General features: G+C 58.7%; 15 protein-coding genes and 1 other RNA gene. 12 read left to right on the forward strand and 4 right to left on the reverse strand.

Annotated features, from left to right (window positions below):
- Nucleotides 1–46 precede the first annotated feature (46 nt).
- Entirely contained in the window at nucleotides 47–1000 is a 954-nt protein-coding gene (locus AC0V6K_RS10065; RefSeq protein WP_472626112.1) for an RluA family pseudouridine synthase, read from the reverse strand.
- A gap of 77 nt (nucleotides 1001–1077) precedes the next feature.
- Here AC0V6K_RS10065 and AC0V6K_RS10070 point away from each other — a divergent pair, with 77 nt between their 5' ends.
- From AC0V6K_RS10070 to AC0V6K_RS10095, 6 genes are all read left to right on the forward strand, one after another.
- Nucleotides 1078–1485, forward strand: a complete 408-nt coding sequence (locus AC0V6K_RS10070; RefSeq protein WP_472621824.1) for a M67 family metallopeptidase — start codon at nucleotides 1078–1080, stop codon at nucleotides 1483–1485.
- 141 nt (nucleotides 1486–1626) lie between these two features.
- Nucleotides 1627–2280: a histidine phosphotransferase family protein gene (locus AC0V6K_RS10075; protein WP_472621826.1), complete on the forward strand. Its 654-nt coding sequence runs from the start codon at nucleotides 1627–1629 to the stop codon at nucleotides 2278–2280.
- Nucleotides 2281–2282: 2 nt separating this feature from the next.
- A complete protein-coding gene (locus tag AC0V6K_RS10080; protein WP_472621828.1) occupies nucleotides 2283–2990 on the forward strand; it encodes an N-acetylmuramoyl-L-alanine amidase in 708 nt (235 codons plus the stop codon).
- Between the two features lie 86 nt (nucleotides 2991–3076).
- Entirely contained in the window at nucleotides 3077–3799 is a 723-nt protein-coding gene (gene aqpZ / locus AC0V6K_RS10085; protein WP_472621830.1) for an aquaporin Z, read from the forward strand.
- Between the two features lie 73 nt (nucleotides 3800–3872).
- Nucleotides 3873–4282: RNase P RNA component class A (gene rnpB, locus AC0V6K_RS10090), an RNA gene on the forward strand.
- 90 nt (nucleotides 4283–4372) lie between these two features.
- Nucleotides 4373–5161 (forward strand): hypothetical protein, encoded by a 789-nt coding sequence (locus AC0V6K_RS10095; RefSeq protein WP_472621832.1) that lies wholly within the window; start codon nucleotides 4373–4375, stop codon nucleotides 5159–5161.
- On the opposite strand, the gene AC0V6K_RS10100 is transcribed toward AC0V6K_RS10095, so the two are convergent.
- Together AC0V6K_RS10100 and AC0V6K_RS10105 are read right to left on the reverse strand one after the other, a co-directional pair.
- Nucleotides 5158–6639, reverse strand: coding sequence for an FMN-binding glutamate synthase family protein (locus AC0V6K_RS10100; RefSeq protein WP_472621834.1), 1482 nt, complete (start codon nucleotides 6637–6639; stop codon nucleotides 5158–5160). The genes AC0V6K_RS10095 and AC0V6K_RS10100 overlap by 4 nt on opposite strands.
- A gap of 114 nt (nucleotides 6640–6753) precedes the next feature.
- The gene (locus tag AC0V6K_RS10105) at nucleotides 6754–7563 is read right to left on the reverse strand and encodes a metallophosphoesterase family protein (RefSeq protein WP_472621836.1); all 810 of its coding nucleotides are present in this window, start codon (nucleotides 7561–7563) and stop codon (nucleotides 6754–6756) included.
- Between the two features lie 328 nt (nucleotides 7564–7891).
- Here AC0V6K_RS10105 and AC0V6K_RS10110 point away from each other — a divergent pair, with 328 nt between their 5' ends.
- Nucleotides 7892–8716 (forward strand): TorF family putative porin, encoded by an 825-nt coding sequence (locus tag AC0V6K_RS10110; protein WP_472621838.1) that lies wholly within the window; start codon nucleotides 7892–7894, stop codon nucleotides 8714–8716.
- A 130-nt stretch (nucleotides 8717–8846) separates the two neighbouring features.
- Complete coding sequence (locus tag AC0V6K_RS10115; RefSeq protein WP_472621840.1) at nucleotides 8847–9284, forward strand: VOC family protein; 438 nt, start codon at nucleotides 8847–8849, stop codon at nucleotides 9282–9284.
- Nucleotides 9285–9310: 26 nt separating this feature from the next.
- Here the strand turns inward: AC0V6K_RS10115 and nhaA are convergent, their stop codons facing one another.
- Nucleotides 9311–10546, reverse strand: a complete 1236-nt coding sequence (nhaA, locus tag AC0V6K_RS10120) for a Na+/H+ antiporter NhaA (RefSeq protein ID WP_472621842.1) — start codon at nucleotides 10544–10546, stop codon at nucleotides 9311–9313.
- Nucleotides 10547–10633: 87 nt separating this feature from the next.
- Here nhaA and AC0V6K_RS10125 point away from each other — a divergent pair, with 87 nt between their 5' ends.
- The 4 genes from AC0V6K_RS10125 (at nucleotide 10634) to AC0V6K_RS10140 (ending at nucleotide 14938) form a co-directional block, all read left to right on the forward strand.
- Complete coding sequence (locus tag AC0V6K_RS10125; RefSeq protein WP_472621844.1) at nucleotides 10634–12043, forward strand: glycosyl transferase family protein; 1410 nt, start codon at nucleotides 10634–10636, stop codon at nucleotides 12041–12043.
- Between the two features lie 617 nt (nucleotides 12044–12660).
- Nucleotides 12661–13179 carry a hypothetical protein gene (locus AC0V6K_RS10130; protein WP_486172625.1) on the forward strand — a complete coding sequence of 173 codons (519 nt, stop codon included), beginning with the start codon at nucleotides 12661–12663 and terminating at the stop codon, nucleotides 13177–13179.
- An 80-nt stretch (nucleotides 13180–13259) separates the two neighbouring features.
- Nucleotides 13260–14174 (forward strand): sulfite exporter TauE/SafE family protein, encoded by a 915-nt coding sequence (locus AC0V6K_RS10135; protein ID WP_472621848.1) that lies wholly within the window; start codon nucleotides 13260–13262, stop codon nucleotides 14172–14174.
- Nucleotides 14171–14938, forward strand: coding sequence for a TIGR02186 family protein (locus tag AC0V6K_RS10140; RefSeq protein ID WP_472621850.1), 768 nt, complete (start codon nucleotides 14171–14173; stop codon nucleotides 14936–14938). Before AC0V6K_RS10135 ends, AC0V6K_RS10140 begins: the two co-directional genes overlap by 4 nt.
- Nucleotides 14939–14944 lie beyond the last annotated feature (6 nt).

Raw genomic sequence — 14944 nt, forward strand, 5'->3', positions numbered from 1 at the left:
GCCACTCGGTTACTTATACGCGAGAATAACGCATTTGGGTGCGCTTTCATCGATTACAACGGGTAAGTTCGTCGATTAGTTCCCGCATGTCATCGGGCAAAGATGCTTCGAAATGAACACTTTTTCGTGTCACAGGATGCTTAAAGCCCAGTTCAGCAGCATGCAGCGCTTGTCGCGCGAACATTTGCGATTTGAGTATGGGTTTCAGCGGCTTCGGAGCGCTGCCGTAGACTTGATCTCCTAATAGAGCATGCCCGATTGACGCACAGTGAACGCGCACCTGATGGGTTCGCCCGGTTTCCAGCCGGCACTCGATCAAAGCCGAATGCGCGAGCCGTTGGAGAAGCTTGTAATGGGTAACCGCATGTTTTCCGCGTGAGGAATTCTTGTCGAGCACAGCCATTTTCTTTCGATTGGCATCTGATCGCCCGATTCGACCCTGAATTGTGCCCTCGGACGGGTTCGGATGCCCGCCACAAATCGCAAGGTATCGGCGGTGAACGCTGTGCTCGGCAAATTGCGCGGCGAGCCCTTCATGCGCTGCGTCGGATTTGGCCACGACCAGCAGGCCGGATGTGTCCTTGTCGATGCGGTGGATGATACCGGGGCGCGCAACTCCTCCAATGCCGGATAGAGAGCCGCCGCAGTGATAAAGCAACGCGTTGACAAGTGTGCCGTCGGGATTTCCTGCAGCGGGGTGCACAACCATGCCCGCAGGCTTGTTGACGACGATTAGGTGCTCGTCCTCGAACGCAATATCGAGCGGGATATCCTGCGGCTGCGCCTCGGCCTCTGCGGCAGGTGGGACGCTGATCTGGAATTGCGACCCGGCAGAGATTTTGGCGCTTGCCGATGACGCCAAGACGCCATCGACTGTGATACGCCCATCAGCAATCAAAGCCTGAACCCGCGCGCGGCTAAGCTCGGTCGCGTCCGCCAGCGCTTTATCCAGGCGGGCAGGGGTTTCCACTGCCCCGGATATGATCTGCGGATCAGACATAGCCTGCGCCATGGGCCAAGCCCTTGCGAGTGACAAGTATTACAGGCGAGGCTAGAAAATCCACGATGCGGTTGGACATGACAAAATCTGGCGATTTGCCCGTTCCGGCGAAGGTTTGCAGGCAGATCCTCGATGCGGCTCGAAATGCCCATCCGCGTGAGGCCTGCGGGCTCTTATTGGGACGTGCCGGTCGTGTCATCGAGGCCCGTGAAACTTCCAACGTCCACCCAGATCCTGACCACCACTTCGACATCGACCCGCAGGCGTTGATCGATGCGCATCGCGAGGAGCGTGAAGGTGGCCCTCAGATTCTGGGCTATTTCCATTCGCACCCCAGCGGCGAGCCATCTCCGTCAGATACGGACAGGGCGATGTCTGCCAAGGACGGAAAGGTTTGGGCTATCGCTGGGAGTGATCAACTGAGGTTCTGGCAGGATAATCCGGAAGGCTTCGATGCGCTTTCCTACGAAGTGATCGGGTCGTAATCATACCAAGCTATGAAACAGGCTGACCGCCCTTTACCCTGCTTTTTGTCCGTTAATTCACTTGGCCAGTGGATGCGTCGCCTTTTTGGTCTTAGGACCGCGTATCAAGTGTAACACCTGTTCAGGAAACTCGACCGTCAGATGACTTCCCAAACCGATCTTGCTGCCCTCCTTTGCTCGCGGCTTTGCCACGATCTGCTCTCGCCCGTGGGCGCGCTTTCCAATGGGCTGGAGCTGCTGGCTGAAGAGCAAGACCCTGAAATGCAAAAGCGCTGCGTGGAATTGCTGGAGCAAAGCGCCAAGATCAGCACGGATAAGCTCAAGTTCTTCCGCCTTGCGTTCGGTGCCGCTGGTGGTTTCGGGGATGCCGTTCCGATTGAGGAGGCGCAGGAGGTGATTTCTGCGCTAGCGAGCGACAACAAACGCGTGGTGCTGAATTGGGCCGTGATGGAGAACAGCCTGCCCAAACCGGCCGTAAAGGTGATGCTCAACCTGTCGCAAATCGCGCTGGATGCGCTGGTGCGCGGTGGGACGCTGGATATCGGTGCAGAACGGCGAGACGGCAATGTCGAAATTGTTGCCCGCGCGACAGCGGACAAGATCGCCTTTGACGAAGTGATCGGGCGTGCGTTGCAGGGCGAGTTGGGCGCTGACGAAGTGACCAGTCGCACAGCCGCCGCACACATGATCAACCTGCTGGCCCAAGAGAGCGGCGGCGGGTTGCAGTACCAAATGGGCGAGGGTGCGCTGGTGCTCGGCGCGGTGATCCCTGAACCGGAAGGGATGATTGGCTAAGCATGGCGGATGAGCTGATCCATCGCACGCAGCTTTCCCCCAACTGCAATGAGCGCAAGCTGCCCATCACGATGGCAGTGCTGCACTACACCGAAATGAAGCCGATGGAGACGGCGCTGGATCGGTTGACCGATCCCGAGGCGGGCGTCTCTGCGCATTACCTCATCACGGAAGAAGGCGAGGTTATCCAGCTCGTGACCGAAGACATGCGCGCGTGGCATGCGGGCAAAAGCTTCTGGCGCGGTGTGACCGATGTGAACTCGGCGAGCGTGGGGATCGAGCTTGATCATGCGGGGCACGCTGGCGGCAATCCCGAATTTGCGAAGGCGCAAATTGACGCGCTGATCCCGCTGTTGGCGCGGATCGTCAAAGACTATGACATCCCGCGCGCCAACGTGGTTGCGCATTCCGATGTTGCGCCCGCGCGCAAAATCGATCCGGGCGAAAAATTCCCTTGGGATCGGCTGGCTGAATACGGATTGTGTCTCGCAAAGCCTGAAAAGCTCGAATTGGGGGATCCGTTCGACAACGATGGTGCCTTTATGCTCGCCATGGAGCGCTTCGGCTATGACATCACGGACGCTGAAAAGGCGGTCGAAGCGTTCCAGCGCCGTTGGCGGCCCGAGATCATTGACGGGCAGGTGGACCAGCAGGTCGGTGCGATCCTGTTCCAGCTTTTGCTCGATCGCGACAGGGGCGTGTCACGATGACGCGCGTTACAAGGTCTTACAGCAGGGGGAGGAGATTCCTGCTTTAAGCACGCAAGTTACATTTAGCATTCGCGGAGGGATCAATGATGATGAAGAAACTTGGCGCCGAATTCTTCGGCACATTCTGGCTGGTTTTCGGAGGTTGCGGTTCGGCTGTTCTTGCCGCGGCTTATCCAGAATTGGGCATTGGGTTTGTCGGTGTGTCGATGGCGTTCGGCCTGACCGTATTGACTATGGCCTACGCTGTTGGCGGCATTTCGGGCGGACACTTCAACCCTGCGGTTTCGCTTGGTCTTGCGCTTGGCGGACGCTTCAGCTGGAATGAACTGGTTCCGTATTGGGTGGCGCAAGTCATCGGGTCATTCGTTGCAGCGGGCACCCTGTTTGTGATCGCCAGCGGTGCGCCAGATTTCAGCGCCGGCGGGTTCGCTTCGAACGGCTATGGCGATCTCTCGCCGGGCAACTATTCGATGCTTGCGGTTCTGATTGCAGAGGTTGTTTTGACCGCGCTGTTCCTGATCATCATTCTGGGTTCGACATCGCCCAAGGCCCCGGCTGGCTTTGCGCCAATCGCAATCGGTCTTGGCCTGACGCTGATCCACCTGATCTCGATCCCGGTGAGCAACACCTCGGTCAATCCGGCCCGTTCAACCAGCGTGGCGTTCTATGCCGAGAATGCGGGCTACGTCTCGCAGCTCTGGCTTTTCTGGGTCGCGCCGCTGATTGGTGCAGCCATCGGTGCTCTGATTTGGAAGCTGCTTCTGTCGCCCGACGAGACAATCGACAATATCGGCGGTGACGGCGCGTAAGCCCCACCTGCCAATGTGAAATCGAGAGGGCCGGCTTTCCTAATGCCGGCCCTTTCTATATGTGACCTATTGTCAGGGGGCTGAGGCGGCCGCGTTATCTTAGGATACCGAGGAAAGTCCGGGCTCCACGAAGCAAGGGTGGCGGGTAACGCCCGCCGGGTGCTTCTCTTCGGAGATGCATTCAGGGAAAGTGCCACAGAGAGTATACCGCCGATGGAGCCTAAAGCTCACAGGCAAGGGTGAAAGGGTGCGGTAAAAGCGCACCGGGGCTCTGGTAACAGCGCCCGCATGGCAAACCCCACCCGGAGCAAGGCCAAATAGGGGTCTCGCGCCGAAAGGCAGTGGCGCTTCGCCGCGAGAGACCCGGGTTGGCTGCTTGAGCGGCTTGGCAACAGGTCGCCTAGACGAATGGCTGCCGCCGCAGCGCTGGTCGCAAGATACCGGTTGCGGAGACAGAACCCGGCTTATGATGCCCCCTGACGCTTTCGTTTTCCGCATCCTGGTCGGGCACCCGGCTCCCTTAGGGCCGAATTGGCGGCGAAACTTTGCGGGAAGCTGTGAGTTGGGTTGTTTATGAAATCACCTTCCCTCGCCACCCGCCCGCCGCTTCAGCGAGCAGCTATTGTTCTCGCCGTATTTGTCCAGATCGGTGCAACCTTCCTTCCTGCTCTGGGGATGGGTGATCCGATTGGTGAACGATCGGACAGTATACGCACTTTGATTACACCCTCTGGTTGGGCCTTTGCGATCTGGGGGCCATTGTTCTTGGGGTCGGCGATCTTCGCGATCTGGCAGGCGCTTCCGGCGCAGCGGGAGAGTCTGCTTCTCAACCGCATCGCATGGCCCGCGGCAGTCGCTTTGGCCGCGCAGGGTGTCTGGGCGATCTACACGCAGTTCAACAATCTGACCTGGGTGTCTGTGGTGATCATCCTGACATCGCTCGGCGGACTTCTGATGTGTCTTCGCACGCTGTCTAGCCAATCAAAACTCAGCTCCGGCGAGCGGTGGTTTGCGGCGCTTGTGCTTAGCGCGCTGGCCGCTTGGCTCACTGCCGCGAGCATCGTCAATGTGTCGGCGGCACTGGTCTATCACGGCTTCGGCGGTGACTTCGCCTATCCGATGTGGACGGCGGCGATGGTCGCGGTTGGCGGAGGTATTGCGGCGCTTGCGGTTTTGGGTTCGCGGGGCAACCCTTGGTACGCGCTGGTTTTCTGCTGGGCGTTGCTTGCGATCTATTTCCGTGGTGGACAAGAGGCGCAGAGCATCGCCTATGCCTGCATCGCCGCCGCGGCGCTCGTCATCCTTACGCTGCTTTCGGGCCTGTCAAAGGCTGATTACCGCAAGCACTGGATCGGTGTTTAGGCCGCGACGGTTGCGGGCGGATAAAGTTCGTCCAAGGGACGCGAGCGGCCATCGGGGCATACCAGCCGCACGTGGTATCGCTTCAATCGACGCGGTTCGGGCACGCCGCAGCTATGCGCGATCACACCCACTTCCTTGCGCATCTGCTCGACGAAGTTGGCCACCCGCACTGCCTTGTTCGCCGGGTCAAGCCCGCGTTGCAGCGATGGGTCATGCGTGGTGATGCCAGTTGGGCAGGTGTTCTTGTTGCACTTCATTGCCTGAATACAGCCCAGCGCAAACATGAAACCGCGTGCTGAAATCACGAAGTCGGCGCCTGCACAAAGCGCCCACGCCACCTCGCTCGGCGTGACTAATTTGCCGCTGGCGACGACGCGGATGCGGTCTTTGAGTCCGGCTGCATCGCGCAGATCGACAAGCATTGGCAGCGCCTCGCGCAAGGTCAGACCGACATTGTCGATTAGCGGCATAGGCGCGGCGCCGGTCCCGCCATCGCCGCCATCGACCGTGATGAAATCAGGGGCGCTTTCGATGCCGCGTTTGTTGATCTCGGCAAACAGCTCCTGAAGCCAGCCATAGGCGCCAACGACGGTTTTCATTCCAACCGGCTTACCTGTCACCTGGCGAATACGGGCAATCATATCGAGCAACTCCGATACGCTGCCGATTTCGGGGTGGCGATTGGGCGAGATCGAGGCTTCGCCTTCCTTGATCCCGCGAATGGCGGCGATCTCTGCGTTGACCTTCGCAGCAGGCAGAATGCCGCCTTTACCCGGTTTCGCGCCTTGTGAGAGTTTGATCTCGAACATGCGGACCTGTTCGTGTGCGGCGACTTCGCGCAGCTTCTCGTCTGAGAGATTGCCAGCCTCATCGCGCACGCCGTATTTGGCTGTGCCGATCTGGAAAACGATGTCGCAACCGCCCTCCAGATGGTGTGGGGCCAATCCGCCTTCACCCGTATTCAACCAGCATCCGGCCTTGGCAGCGCCATTGGATAGAGCGCGGATGGCAGGCGTCGACAGCGCGCCATAACTCATCCCGGAGATGTTGAAGATCGACGTTGCGTAATAAGGCACGCGCGCTGCGCCTTCGCCAATCATCATCGGTCCGGCATCAACCGCATCCTTTTCCAATGTCGGCCAAGGGCAATTGACGAAGATTGGTGTGCCGACCGGTTCCAGATTGCGGGTGGAGCCAAACGCGACATTGGTCGAATGCGCCTTGGCCGCATCGTTCACCCAGTCCCGCTGTGCGCGGTTAAACGGCATTTCCTCGCGGTCCATGGCGAAGAAATACTGGCGGAAGAACTCGCCCAGCTCGCTCAGGATGTACCGCATCCGTCCGATCACCGGATAGTTGCGGCGCACCGTGTCGGCGGTCTGATAACGATCAATGAAAAAGAGGACGACGAGCGCCAGCGCTGCAAGCCCGACCACAAAAATGAATGCCGTGGTTAGCCCGTTAAGAATAGCGGTCATGGCGTGTCCTCCCGAAATTGCCTGTTGCCTCGAATACGAAGCAGGCGCTCCGACAGTTACACTGCGCTGAGGATTGGCGCGTGTCTACACCCCGACATGTCTTACTGTTGGAAGCTAGCTCGCGCTATTGCTCTGCAGAATTTCTATGCCATCATCATTGTCGCAAGCCTGGATAACGCGGCGGGTATCGCCTTCCAGAACCAGTGCCGACAAAACCCCGGAGCGAAATGCGCCCGTATCAATCCCGATCCGGTTTCCGCAGTCGATGACTTTGTCAAAGATCGTGTGCCCATGCACCACGACCTTTTCCAGTGGCCCGTCATGATCGAGAAAGCGCTCGCGGATCCACAGCAGATCGCTGCGCTTCTGGGTGTCGATCGGCACCGCCGGATCGATCCCCGCATGGACGAAGGCATAGTCACCAGCGATGATCATTTCCTCGAACGCCTCTAGGTATTCGCGGTCTTTCATCGGCACAAGATCAGGCAGCTTCGCAAACAGTTCTTCCAAGGTCAGCGCGTTGAACGCCTTCTTGGTGATGCCGTAGCTGAGGATTGTCTCCCGCCCGCCATGCTTGAGGAAGTGCCGCAATACATCGGTCTTTTCGAAGGACCTGAGGAACATTTCCTCATGGTTCCCCGCAAGCACTCTGACAGCGCGCGATTTCTGCCATTTGCGCGTTTTGGCAATGACGCCAGCGCTATCCGGGCCCCGATCAACCAGATCGCCCAGCAAGATCACCTGCGTGTCTGCAGAAGCGCTCTCTGCATCGTCCTTCTCAATGGCTTTGATCAGCGCCTTGTAGAGGTCGAGCCGTCCATGAATGTCGCCGATAACGTAATAGCGCGAAGCCTCAGGAACAGAGGCGCGCATGCGCTTCTTCTTGGCTTTCGGCTTGAAGAGTTTGCTGAGGGGGTTTGGCATGGCCTGCACAATCGGAGATAATTTCATACCGCCATACTAATGCTGTAGGTGAACGGCAACCGGTCGCTGCAGTGCAGCAAAAATGTTACAATCCAGCTATAGAATTACGAATTTGTGTGCGGGCGCGGAATTTCTCTTGCGTCTGACAGGGTCAGGGGGCACGAAAGTTTCGTTATCAGTGAGATCGCGACCAAAAAAAGGCGACCACTGATCGCGCAGGCGGGACGAAGCAACAACATAAACAAGGAAGTTGTAATGCTCACGTCCATCCGCGGCCTCACCGCCGCAACACTCTCGGCGGGTCTGTTCCTCTCAGCGGCGCCCGCATTTGCATCTGACGAGATCGTCGGAAACTATTGCCCCAAGCAATGAACTCATCGAAGCCGAAGCGCTTCTTACCAATGCCAAATCCGAAGATGCGGCCATTGTTCTTTCGTCCGAAATCGATCGCGCAACCAAGCCGGTTGATTCCAAAGAAGCCAACTCGGTTGGCGGCGATGGCCCGTTCTCTTTCTCGGCAAACGTGGCTTTCACCACCGACTATCGCTTCCGCGGTGTCACCCTGAGTGACAGCAGTTTTGCTGTTCAGGGCGGTCTCGACCTTAGTCACTCATCGGGCTTTTACGTCGGCACCTGGGCTTCGAGCCTAGATGAAACGACTGTAGGTTTTGGCTCGACCGAGGTCGATCTTTATGGCGGCTGGAGCGGTGACCTGACAGACGGTCTTTCGGCAGATGTCGGTGTTATCGGATATCTGTATCCGGACGCTGGCCCTGGCGATTTTGACTATGTCGAGTTCTATGGCTCGGTGTCATTCTCGCTTGGTCCTGTCTCGCTGACGCCTGGCATCGCCTATGCACCAGACCAGGATTCGCTTGGCGGTACAGACAACCTGTATCTTTACGGCGATATCAGCGTTGGCATTCCGAACACGCCGATCACGCTTAACGGTCACCTCGGTTACACCGAAGGTTTCCTGACCTTCACCAATGACAGCACCGCTGTTGACTGGTCGATCAGCGCAGATCTCGCGCTCAACGACACGTTCACAATCAGCGCCGCTGTGACGGGTGTGGATGGCGATCCTCTGATTGATCCGGGCGAAGTCTTCACCGGTGACGCTTTTGTCGCGACAGTCTCAGCGAGCTTCTAAGTAAAAGCACGATTTCCTGCCGTAGAAGCAGGTGGAACAGGGCGCGGGGCTGCTAGTCAGTCTCGCGCCTTTTCGTATTGGCCCTTGGGCTGATATGGGATCTACGAATCGAAATCTGCGAGGCTCCCCTATGGTCAAATATCTCCACAGCATGATCCGGGTCACCGATCCCGATGCGACAGTGAATTTTTTCAAACTGATCGGGCTGGAGGAAGTGCGCCGCTTCGATGTTGAAGCAGGGCGATTCACGCTCATCTTTCTCGCCGCGCCGGGGCAAGAGGGGCTGGCCGAGGTTGAACTGACCTACAACTGGCCGCCCGAAGATGGCAGCGAGCCAGAAGACTATGATGGCGGTCGCAATTTTGGGCACCTCGCCTACCGGGTCGAGAATATCTACGAGACATGCCAGCGGATTGCGGATGCTGGGCATACGATCCACCGCCCGCCGCGCGATGGCCATATGGCGTTTGTCAAAACACCCGATGGCGTCTCAATCGAGCTGCTGCAGGAAGGCTATCTTGAACCGCAGGAGCCATGGGCGAGCATGGAAAATTCCGGCAGCTGGTAAATCGCGCTACTCGCGCAAATCAAGTCTTAGGTGTTGCTGGGCTGGACGCCCTGATCATCGCAATCCTCAGCGGGATGCGAAGTGGTCAGACGCAAGACGATGAAGCCGAGTACCGCCGAGATTGCTGATCCCATAAGAATGCCGATCTTGGCCTCTTCAACGAGCATTGGCTGATCCGGGAATGCCAAGCCGCCGATAAACAGACTCATGGTGAAGCCGATGCCGCAGAGGATCGAAATGCCCCAAATCTCTGGCCAACTCGCGCCTTCGGGGCGTTTGGCCAGGCCGGTTTTGTCCAGCATGAATACGGTGGTGAAGATGCCGACCTGTTTGCCGACCACAAGGCCAGCTGCGATCGCATAGGGAAGCGGGTCAAGCAATGCCTCCAGACCCATGTCTTGCAGTGAAACGCCCGCATTGGCAAAGCCAAAGACTGGCACCACCAGATAGGCGCTCCAAGGCGCCAAACCGTGCTCCAGCTTTTCAAGCATGGAATTACCGTCACGTCGGTGCAGCGGAATAGTGAGAGCCGCGAGCACGCCGGCAATCGTCGCGTGCACGCCAGTGTTGAGCACACAATACCACAGCACCAGCGATAGCAGAATATACGGCGTGAAGATGCTCACTCGCGCACGGTTGAGGCCGATCATCACTGCCAGAACGACCATCGCAGCGATCAGCCAAGCGAGCTTGATCGTCGGTGTGTAGAACACTGCAATGACCAACACCGCGCCGATGTCATCGACAATCGCAACTGTCAGCAGGAATAGTCGCAGCGACGCAGGCACACGGTTGCCCAGCAGACCTAGAACACCCATCGCAAAGGCAATGTCGGTCGCGGCTGGAATCGCCCAGCCATTTGAGTATTCACCACCACCTGAAACAGCGATGTAAACGAGCGCTGGAAACGCCATACCCGCTGCAGCTGCTGCCATCGGCAATGTGCGGGCGGATGGATCGGATAGCTGCCCGCTTACCATCTCTCGCTTCACTTCAAGCCCGACGACGAAGAAGAAAATCGCCATCAAGCCGTCGTTGATCCAAAGGTGCAGATCATCGAGCTTCGCGATCGGCGTCCACGACAACTCGCCATAGAAAAGCTCGCGATACTCGCCGTAAAATGGCGAGTTGGCAGCGAGCATCGCAGCAGCCGCAACGATGATCAGCAGCACACCAGCCGAGGCATCGCCGACAAACAGCGCGCGCACCGGTGCAAAGATAGAACGGATCGGGCGGGGAAGGGGAGAAAGCGGATCAGACATGTTGTCGGGCGTCTTTGAGAAAAGTTTGCCCCGTTGCAAGTCCAATCCGGGCACGCTAGCCTGTTTTTTGCAAAGGATAGGGGCGCCTTGGCAATTTTGGATATCACTTTGTGGCAGTGGCTATCGCTGCTTCAGCACGAGATGCTGTTGTTTGCAGGGGTCTTTTTCCTGATCGGCGCGCTGGATGACATCGCGGTGGATGGCATTTGGATGTGGCTGAAAGCTTCGGGCCGAGCGGCAACGCCCGTTCTCAATCGGCATGCACTTCAGAGCAACGAATTGGCCAAGCCCTTGGCGGTTTTCATTCCCGCATGGGACGAGGCGAAGATCATTGGCTCTACCGTGTCCCATATGCTCAAGACATGGCCGCAATCTGCGATGCGCCTCTATGTTGGGTGTTATCGCAATGATCCCGATACAATGGCCGCCATTATCGCGGCGGCGGCAGGCGATGCGAGAATTCGGTTGGTGATCCATGACCGCGATGGCCCCACCACCAAAGCCGATTGCCTTAACCGGTTGTATGCGGCGATGCGCGATGATGAGCGGCGAATGGGCGGCCAGTTTGCGGGTGTGGTGTTCCATGACGCCGAAGACGTTGTAGACCCAGCTGCGCTTGGACTGCTGGCTGAATCCGTGGCCGACGGTGTCGACTTCGCGCAATTGCCGGTGGAGCCGTTTGCGCAACCGCGCAGCCGCTGGATCGGTAGCCACTATTGCGAGGAATTTGCTGAGGCGCATGGCAAAACCATGGTGGTCCGTGATGCTCTGGGCGCGGGGCTGCCTGGGGCGGGCGTAGGCTGCGTCGTTTCGCGCCCTGCTTTGCGGTCACTCGCCGGTCGCACCACCACCAATAAACCGTTCTCCGAAGATTCGCTGACCGAGGATTACGAGCTTGGCCTTGCTGTGGCCGAAGCCGGCGGCACGTGCCGCTTTGTCCGAGCCAAGGGTGAGGATGGCCGCTTGATCGCCACACGCGCGCACTTCCCGCATCGGCTTGATCTAGCGGTCCGTCAGAAAACCCGCTGGCTTCACGGCATCGCGCTTCAAGGTTGGGATCGGACCGGATGGTCGAAAGGCTGGGTCGAGGCGTGGATGCGTGCGCGGGACCGGAGGGGGCCATTCACGGCGCTGGTCTTGGTGGTTGGCTACACTCTGCTCGCCCTAACGCTTCTTGGCTGGACGGCGCGGGCGATCGGGACGGGTGAGCCGCTTGCGCTTACGCCGGTGCTCTTTGCTTTGCTCACGATCAACCTCGCCGCTTTTGCTTGGCGTGTGGCGATGCGTTTTGCATTCACGGCTCGGGTTTACGGCGTGGCGGAGGGATTTCGGGCGCTGCTGAGAATTCCGGTAGCCAACGCCATTGCAATCATGGCAGGTCGCCGGGCGATCATGGCCTATGCGCGCACGCTGTTTGGTGGCGCGACCATCTGGGACAAAACACCTCACAGCCTGCAGCCGATCAAGGCGAACGCGCTACCTGCGGGAGCTGTATGACTGTGACCGAAAGCACAAAGAGACGCGGAAGCCCCTTGCTGGTGATCGGGGTCATCATGCTGGCATGGGTTGGGACCCGCGCGGCGGTCTGGGAGAATCCGTTTACCGAGATTGTCGACAACCTCCCCCGCCTATTGGTGGAAGCTCCCTCAGAACCCACTCAACCGGCAACACAATCTCCGAGAACTGAGAAGCAGGTAGCCTCAATCACCTATCCTACCGTTCAGCGCGGTTTCTTCAGGATTGGAGCTACCAAAGCAAAACCTTCGGTGCCATTCGCACAGCTGCCTGCACGGTCGTCGATTCTGGCGCCAGGCATTGCAACATCTCATAGCCTTCTGTGGTCGAAGGCCCTTTCATTCACTCCGAGAGGCCCTTTATCTGAACGGGCGACGTTCCAACCCGGGCTTCTCCAGCCGCCTTTCGCGCCTCCGCAAAGCAGCACTGCCCCTGATCGGCCAAATCCGGATCGCTGGTCGCTCGACAGCTGGGCTTTCTGGCGTCAGGGTTCCAATTCTTCGCTGATCTCGCAAGGGCGCGTGCCTATTTACGGAGCCAGCCAGCTGGGTGCTAACTTGCAATACCGGCTCGCGCCGTCCTCGCGCCGGGATCCGCGATTGTACGCGCGTGCTTACCGCGCTCTGGTGCGCAGTGGTGAGAACGAGGTATCCGTTGGCGTATCGCTTAAACCGGTTCCCTCGCTTCCACTACGCGCACAGACGGAAGCGCGATTGACCAGCACACCTTTCGGGACAGAAGTGCGCCCTGCGGCTTTTGTCGTCACCGAAATCGCCCCCCAACGCCTACCCCTGGGCCTGACGGCGGAGATGTATGGGCAAGGCGGGTATGTTGGCGGCAATACGGCGACCGGATTCGCGGATGGCCAAGTCGCCGTGACCCGCGAAGTGAAGCAATTTGATCTCACCGACACAAAGAGCGCTCGTTTGAGTGTGGGCGCGGGCGCTTGGGGCGGGGTTCAGAAAGATGCCAACCGCATGGATTTGGGACCGACGCTGCGGCTGGATTTGACCATTGGCAAAGTCCCCGCACGCCTCTCGGTCGATTGGCGAGAGCAGGTTGTCGGCGATGCAGCTCCGGAGTCCGGTGTCGCCGCCACGCTATCAACGCGTTTCTGACGCAACAGCCAGCGCCAATACGGGGACTCAGCGCAGACCGTGCCTTTAATCCATCGCTAGGGTAAGCTACTCGCAAAATCATGGACGTTTACCTCCCCATTGCGAATCTCTCGGTGGATGGTCTGTTCATTGTGCTGCTCGGTGTGCTGACCGGAATTCTCTCCGGTCTGTTCGGCGTTGGCGGCGGATTTCTGACCACACCACTGCTGATTTTCTATGGCATTCCGCCAACCGTCGCCGCGGCTTCTGCGGCGACGCAGGTGACGGGCGCCAGCGTCTCCGGCGTGATCGCGCATTCGAGCCGGAAGGGGGTCGATTTCCGCATGGGCGGTGTCCTTGTGGGCGGCGGTGTAATCGGTGCGCTGATGGGCGCGGGTCTTTTCAGCCTGCTCCAATCCATCGGACAGATCGATGTTGTCATCAACGTGCTCTACGTGCTCTTGCTGGGCTCGATTGGCTCACTAATGCTCAAAGAAGCACTAGAGGCGCTGCGGCCATCAATGGCCGCCAAGGCCGCGCAGCCGCGAAAGCGAAGGCATCACCCGTTGGTGGCCAGCCTCCCGTTCCGGTGGAGATTCTACGGCTCAGGTCTCTACATTTCACCCTTGGCCCCGCTGATCCTTGGCGTGATTGTCGGCATCCTCACCATGCTGATGGGTGTGGGCGGTGGCTTCATTCTGGTGCCAGCCATGCTCTACCTGTTCGGGATGAGCGGCAATGTGGTGGTCGGCACTTCGCTGTTCCAGATCCTGTTTGTGACCATGGTCACCACGATGACCCACGCGCTGACGACCAAGGCGGTGGACATTGTGCTTGCTGGTCTCTTGCTGCTCGGTTCTGTGATGGGCGCGCAGTTCGGCACGCAGATTGCGCTCAAGCTGAAACCAGAGATTTTGCGTTTGGTCTTGGCTGCCATTGTCCTCGCGGTGGCGCTGCGCATGCTTTACGGGCTCGGGGTTCAGCCCGATGAGATTTACACGGTGACACCGCTGTGAGATCACCTTGGCGCCTCGCATTTGTGCTTGTTGCCGCGTTGGTTTGTTCAGCGCAGCGTGAGCCTGTGTTGGTGCCCGAAGTGAACCAGTCCCGGATTGAGGTGCGGCAGGGCTTCACGGGGGCCAACCTGCTGCTCTATGGCGCAGTGTTTGACCCGCTGAGCAACAGCGACGGGACCGAGTACGATATTGTCGTGGTGCTCAAAGGACCTGCCGAGCCCATTCGTTTGCGAGAGAAAGAGCGGATCGCCGGCATCTGGATGAACGCGGCATCAAGCGATTTCCGATCCGTCCCATCCTTTTTTGCCGTCGCCTCCTCCAGCCCGATCGACCAGATTGTCGACGAGCGTACCGCTGCAATTTACGAGCTCGGCACCGATTTCATTCAGCTCTCGCCCAGCGGCGTGATCGACACCGAGGAACAGCGCCGTTTTGCAACGGGTCTGGTCGATCTGCGGCAACGCCTTGGGCTTTACAAGCAAGACCCCGAAGGCGTCCGAATTAAGGAAAAGGTGCTGTACCAGGCGCGGATTGCACTGCCTTCAAACGTATCCACCGGACCATACACCGCAGAAACTTTCGCAATCGCCAACGGCCGCGTGCTGGCCAGTGCGACGGCAGAGATTGAGGTGGTCAAGGTTGGTCTAGAGGGTCAAGTCGTATCGGCATCCCAACGCTGGTCCTTGTTCTATGGTCTTGGTGCCATCCTCCTTTCGGTGAGTATGGGACTTCTCGCTGGCCGTTTGTTTGCCCGCTTCCAATAGCCTCGC

Source organism: Erythrobacter sp. S43, assembly GCF_057364955.1.

Coding starts and splice junctions, on each gene's coding strand:
- AC0V6K_RS10065 (WP_472626112.1), bottom strand. CDS start 1,000: ATGTCTGATCCGCAGATCATATCCGGGGCAGTGGAAACCCCTGCCCGC.
- AC0V6K_RS10070 (WP_472621824.1), top strand. CDS start 1,078: ATGACAAAATCTGGCGATTTGCCCGTTCCGGCGAAGGTTTGCAGGCAG.
- AC0V6K_RS10075 (WP_472621826.1), top strand. CDS start 1,627: ATGACTTCCCAAACCGATCTTGCTGCCCTCCTTTGCTCGCGGCTTTGC.
- AC0V6K_RS10080 (WP_472621828.1), top strand. CDS start 2,283: ATGGCGGATGAGCTGATCCATCGCACGCAGCTTTCCCCCAACTGCAAT.
- aqpZ (WP_472621830.1), top strand. CDS start 3,077: ATGATGAAGAAACTTGGCGCCGAATTCTTCGGCACATTCTGGCTGGTT.
- AC0V6K_RS10095 (WP_472621832.1), top strand. CDS start 4,373: ATGAAATCACCTTCCCTCGCCACCCGCCCGCCGCTTCAGCGAGCAGCT.
- AC0V6K_RS10100 (WP_472621834.1), bottom strand. CDS start 6,639: ATGACCGCTATTCTTAACGGGCTAACCACGGCATTCATTTTTGTGGTC.
- AC0V6K_RS10105 (WP_472621836.1), bottom strand. CDS start 7,563: ATGCCAAACCCCCTCAGCAAACTCTTCAAGCCGAAAGCCAAGAAGAAG.
- AC0V6K_RS10115 (WP_472621840.1), top strand. CDS start 8,847: ATGGTCAAATATCTCCACAGCATGATCCGGGTCACCGATCCCGATGCG.
- nhaA (WP_472621842.1), bottom strand. CDS start 10,546: ATGTCTGATCCGCTTTCTCCCCTTCCCCGCCCGATCCGTTCTATCTTT.
- AC0V6K_RS10135 (WP_472621848.1), top strand. CDS start 13,260: ATGGACGTTTACCTCCCCATTGCGAATCTCTCGGTGGATGGTCTGTTC.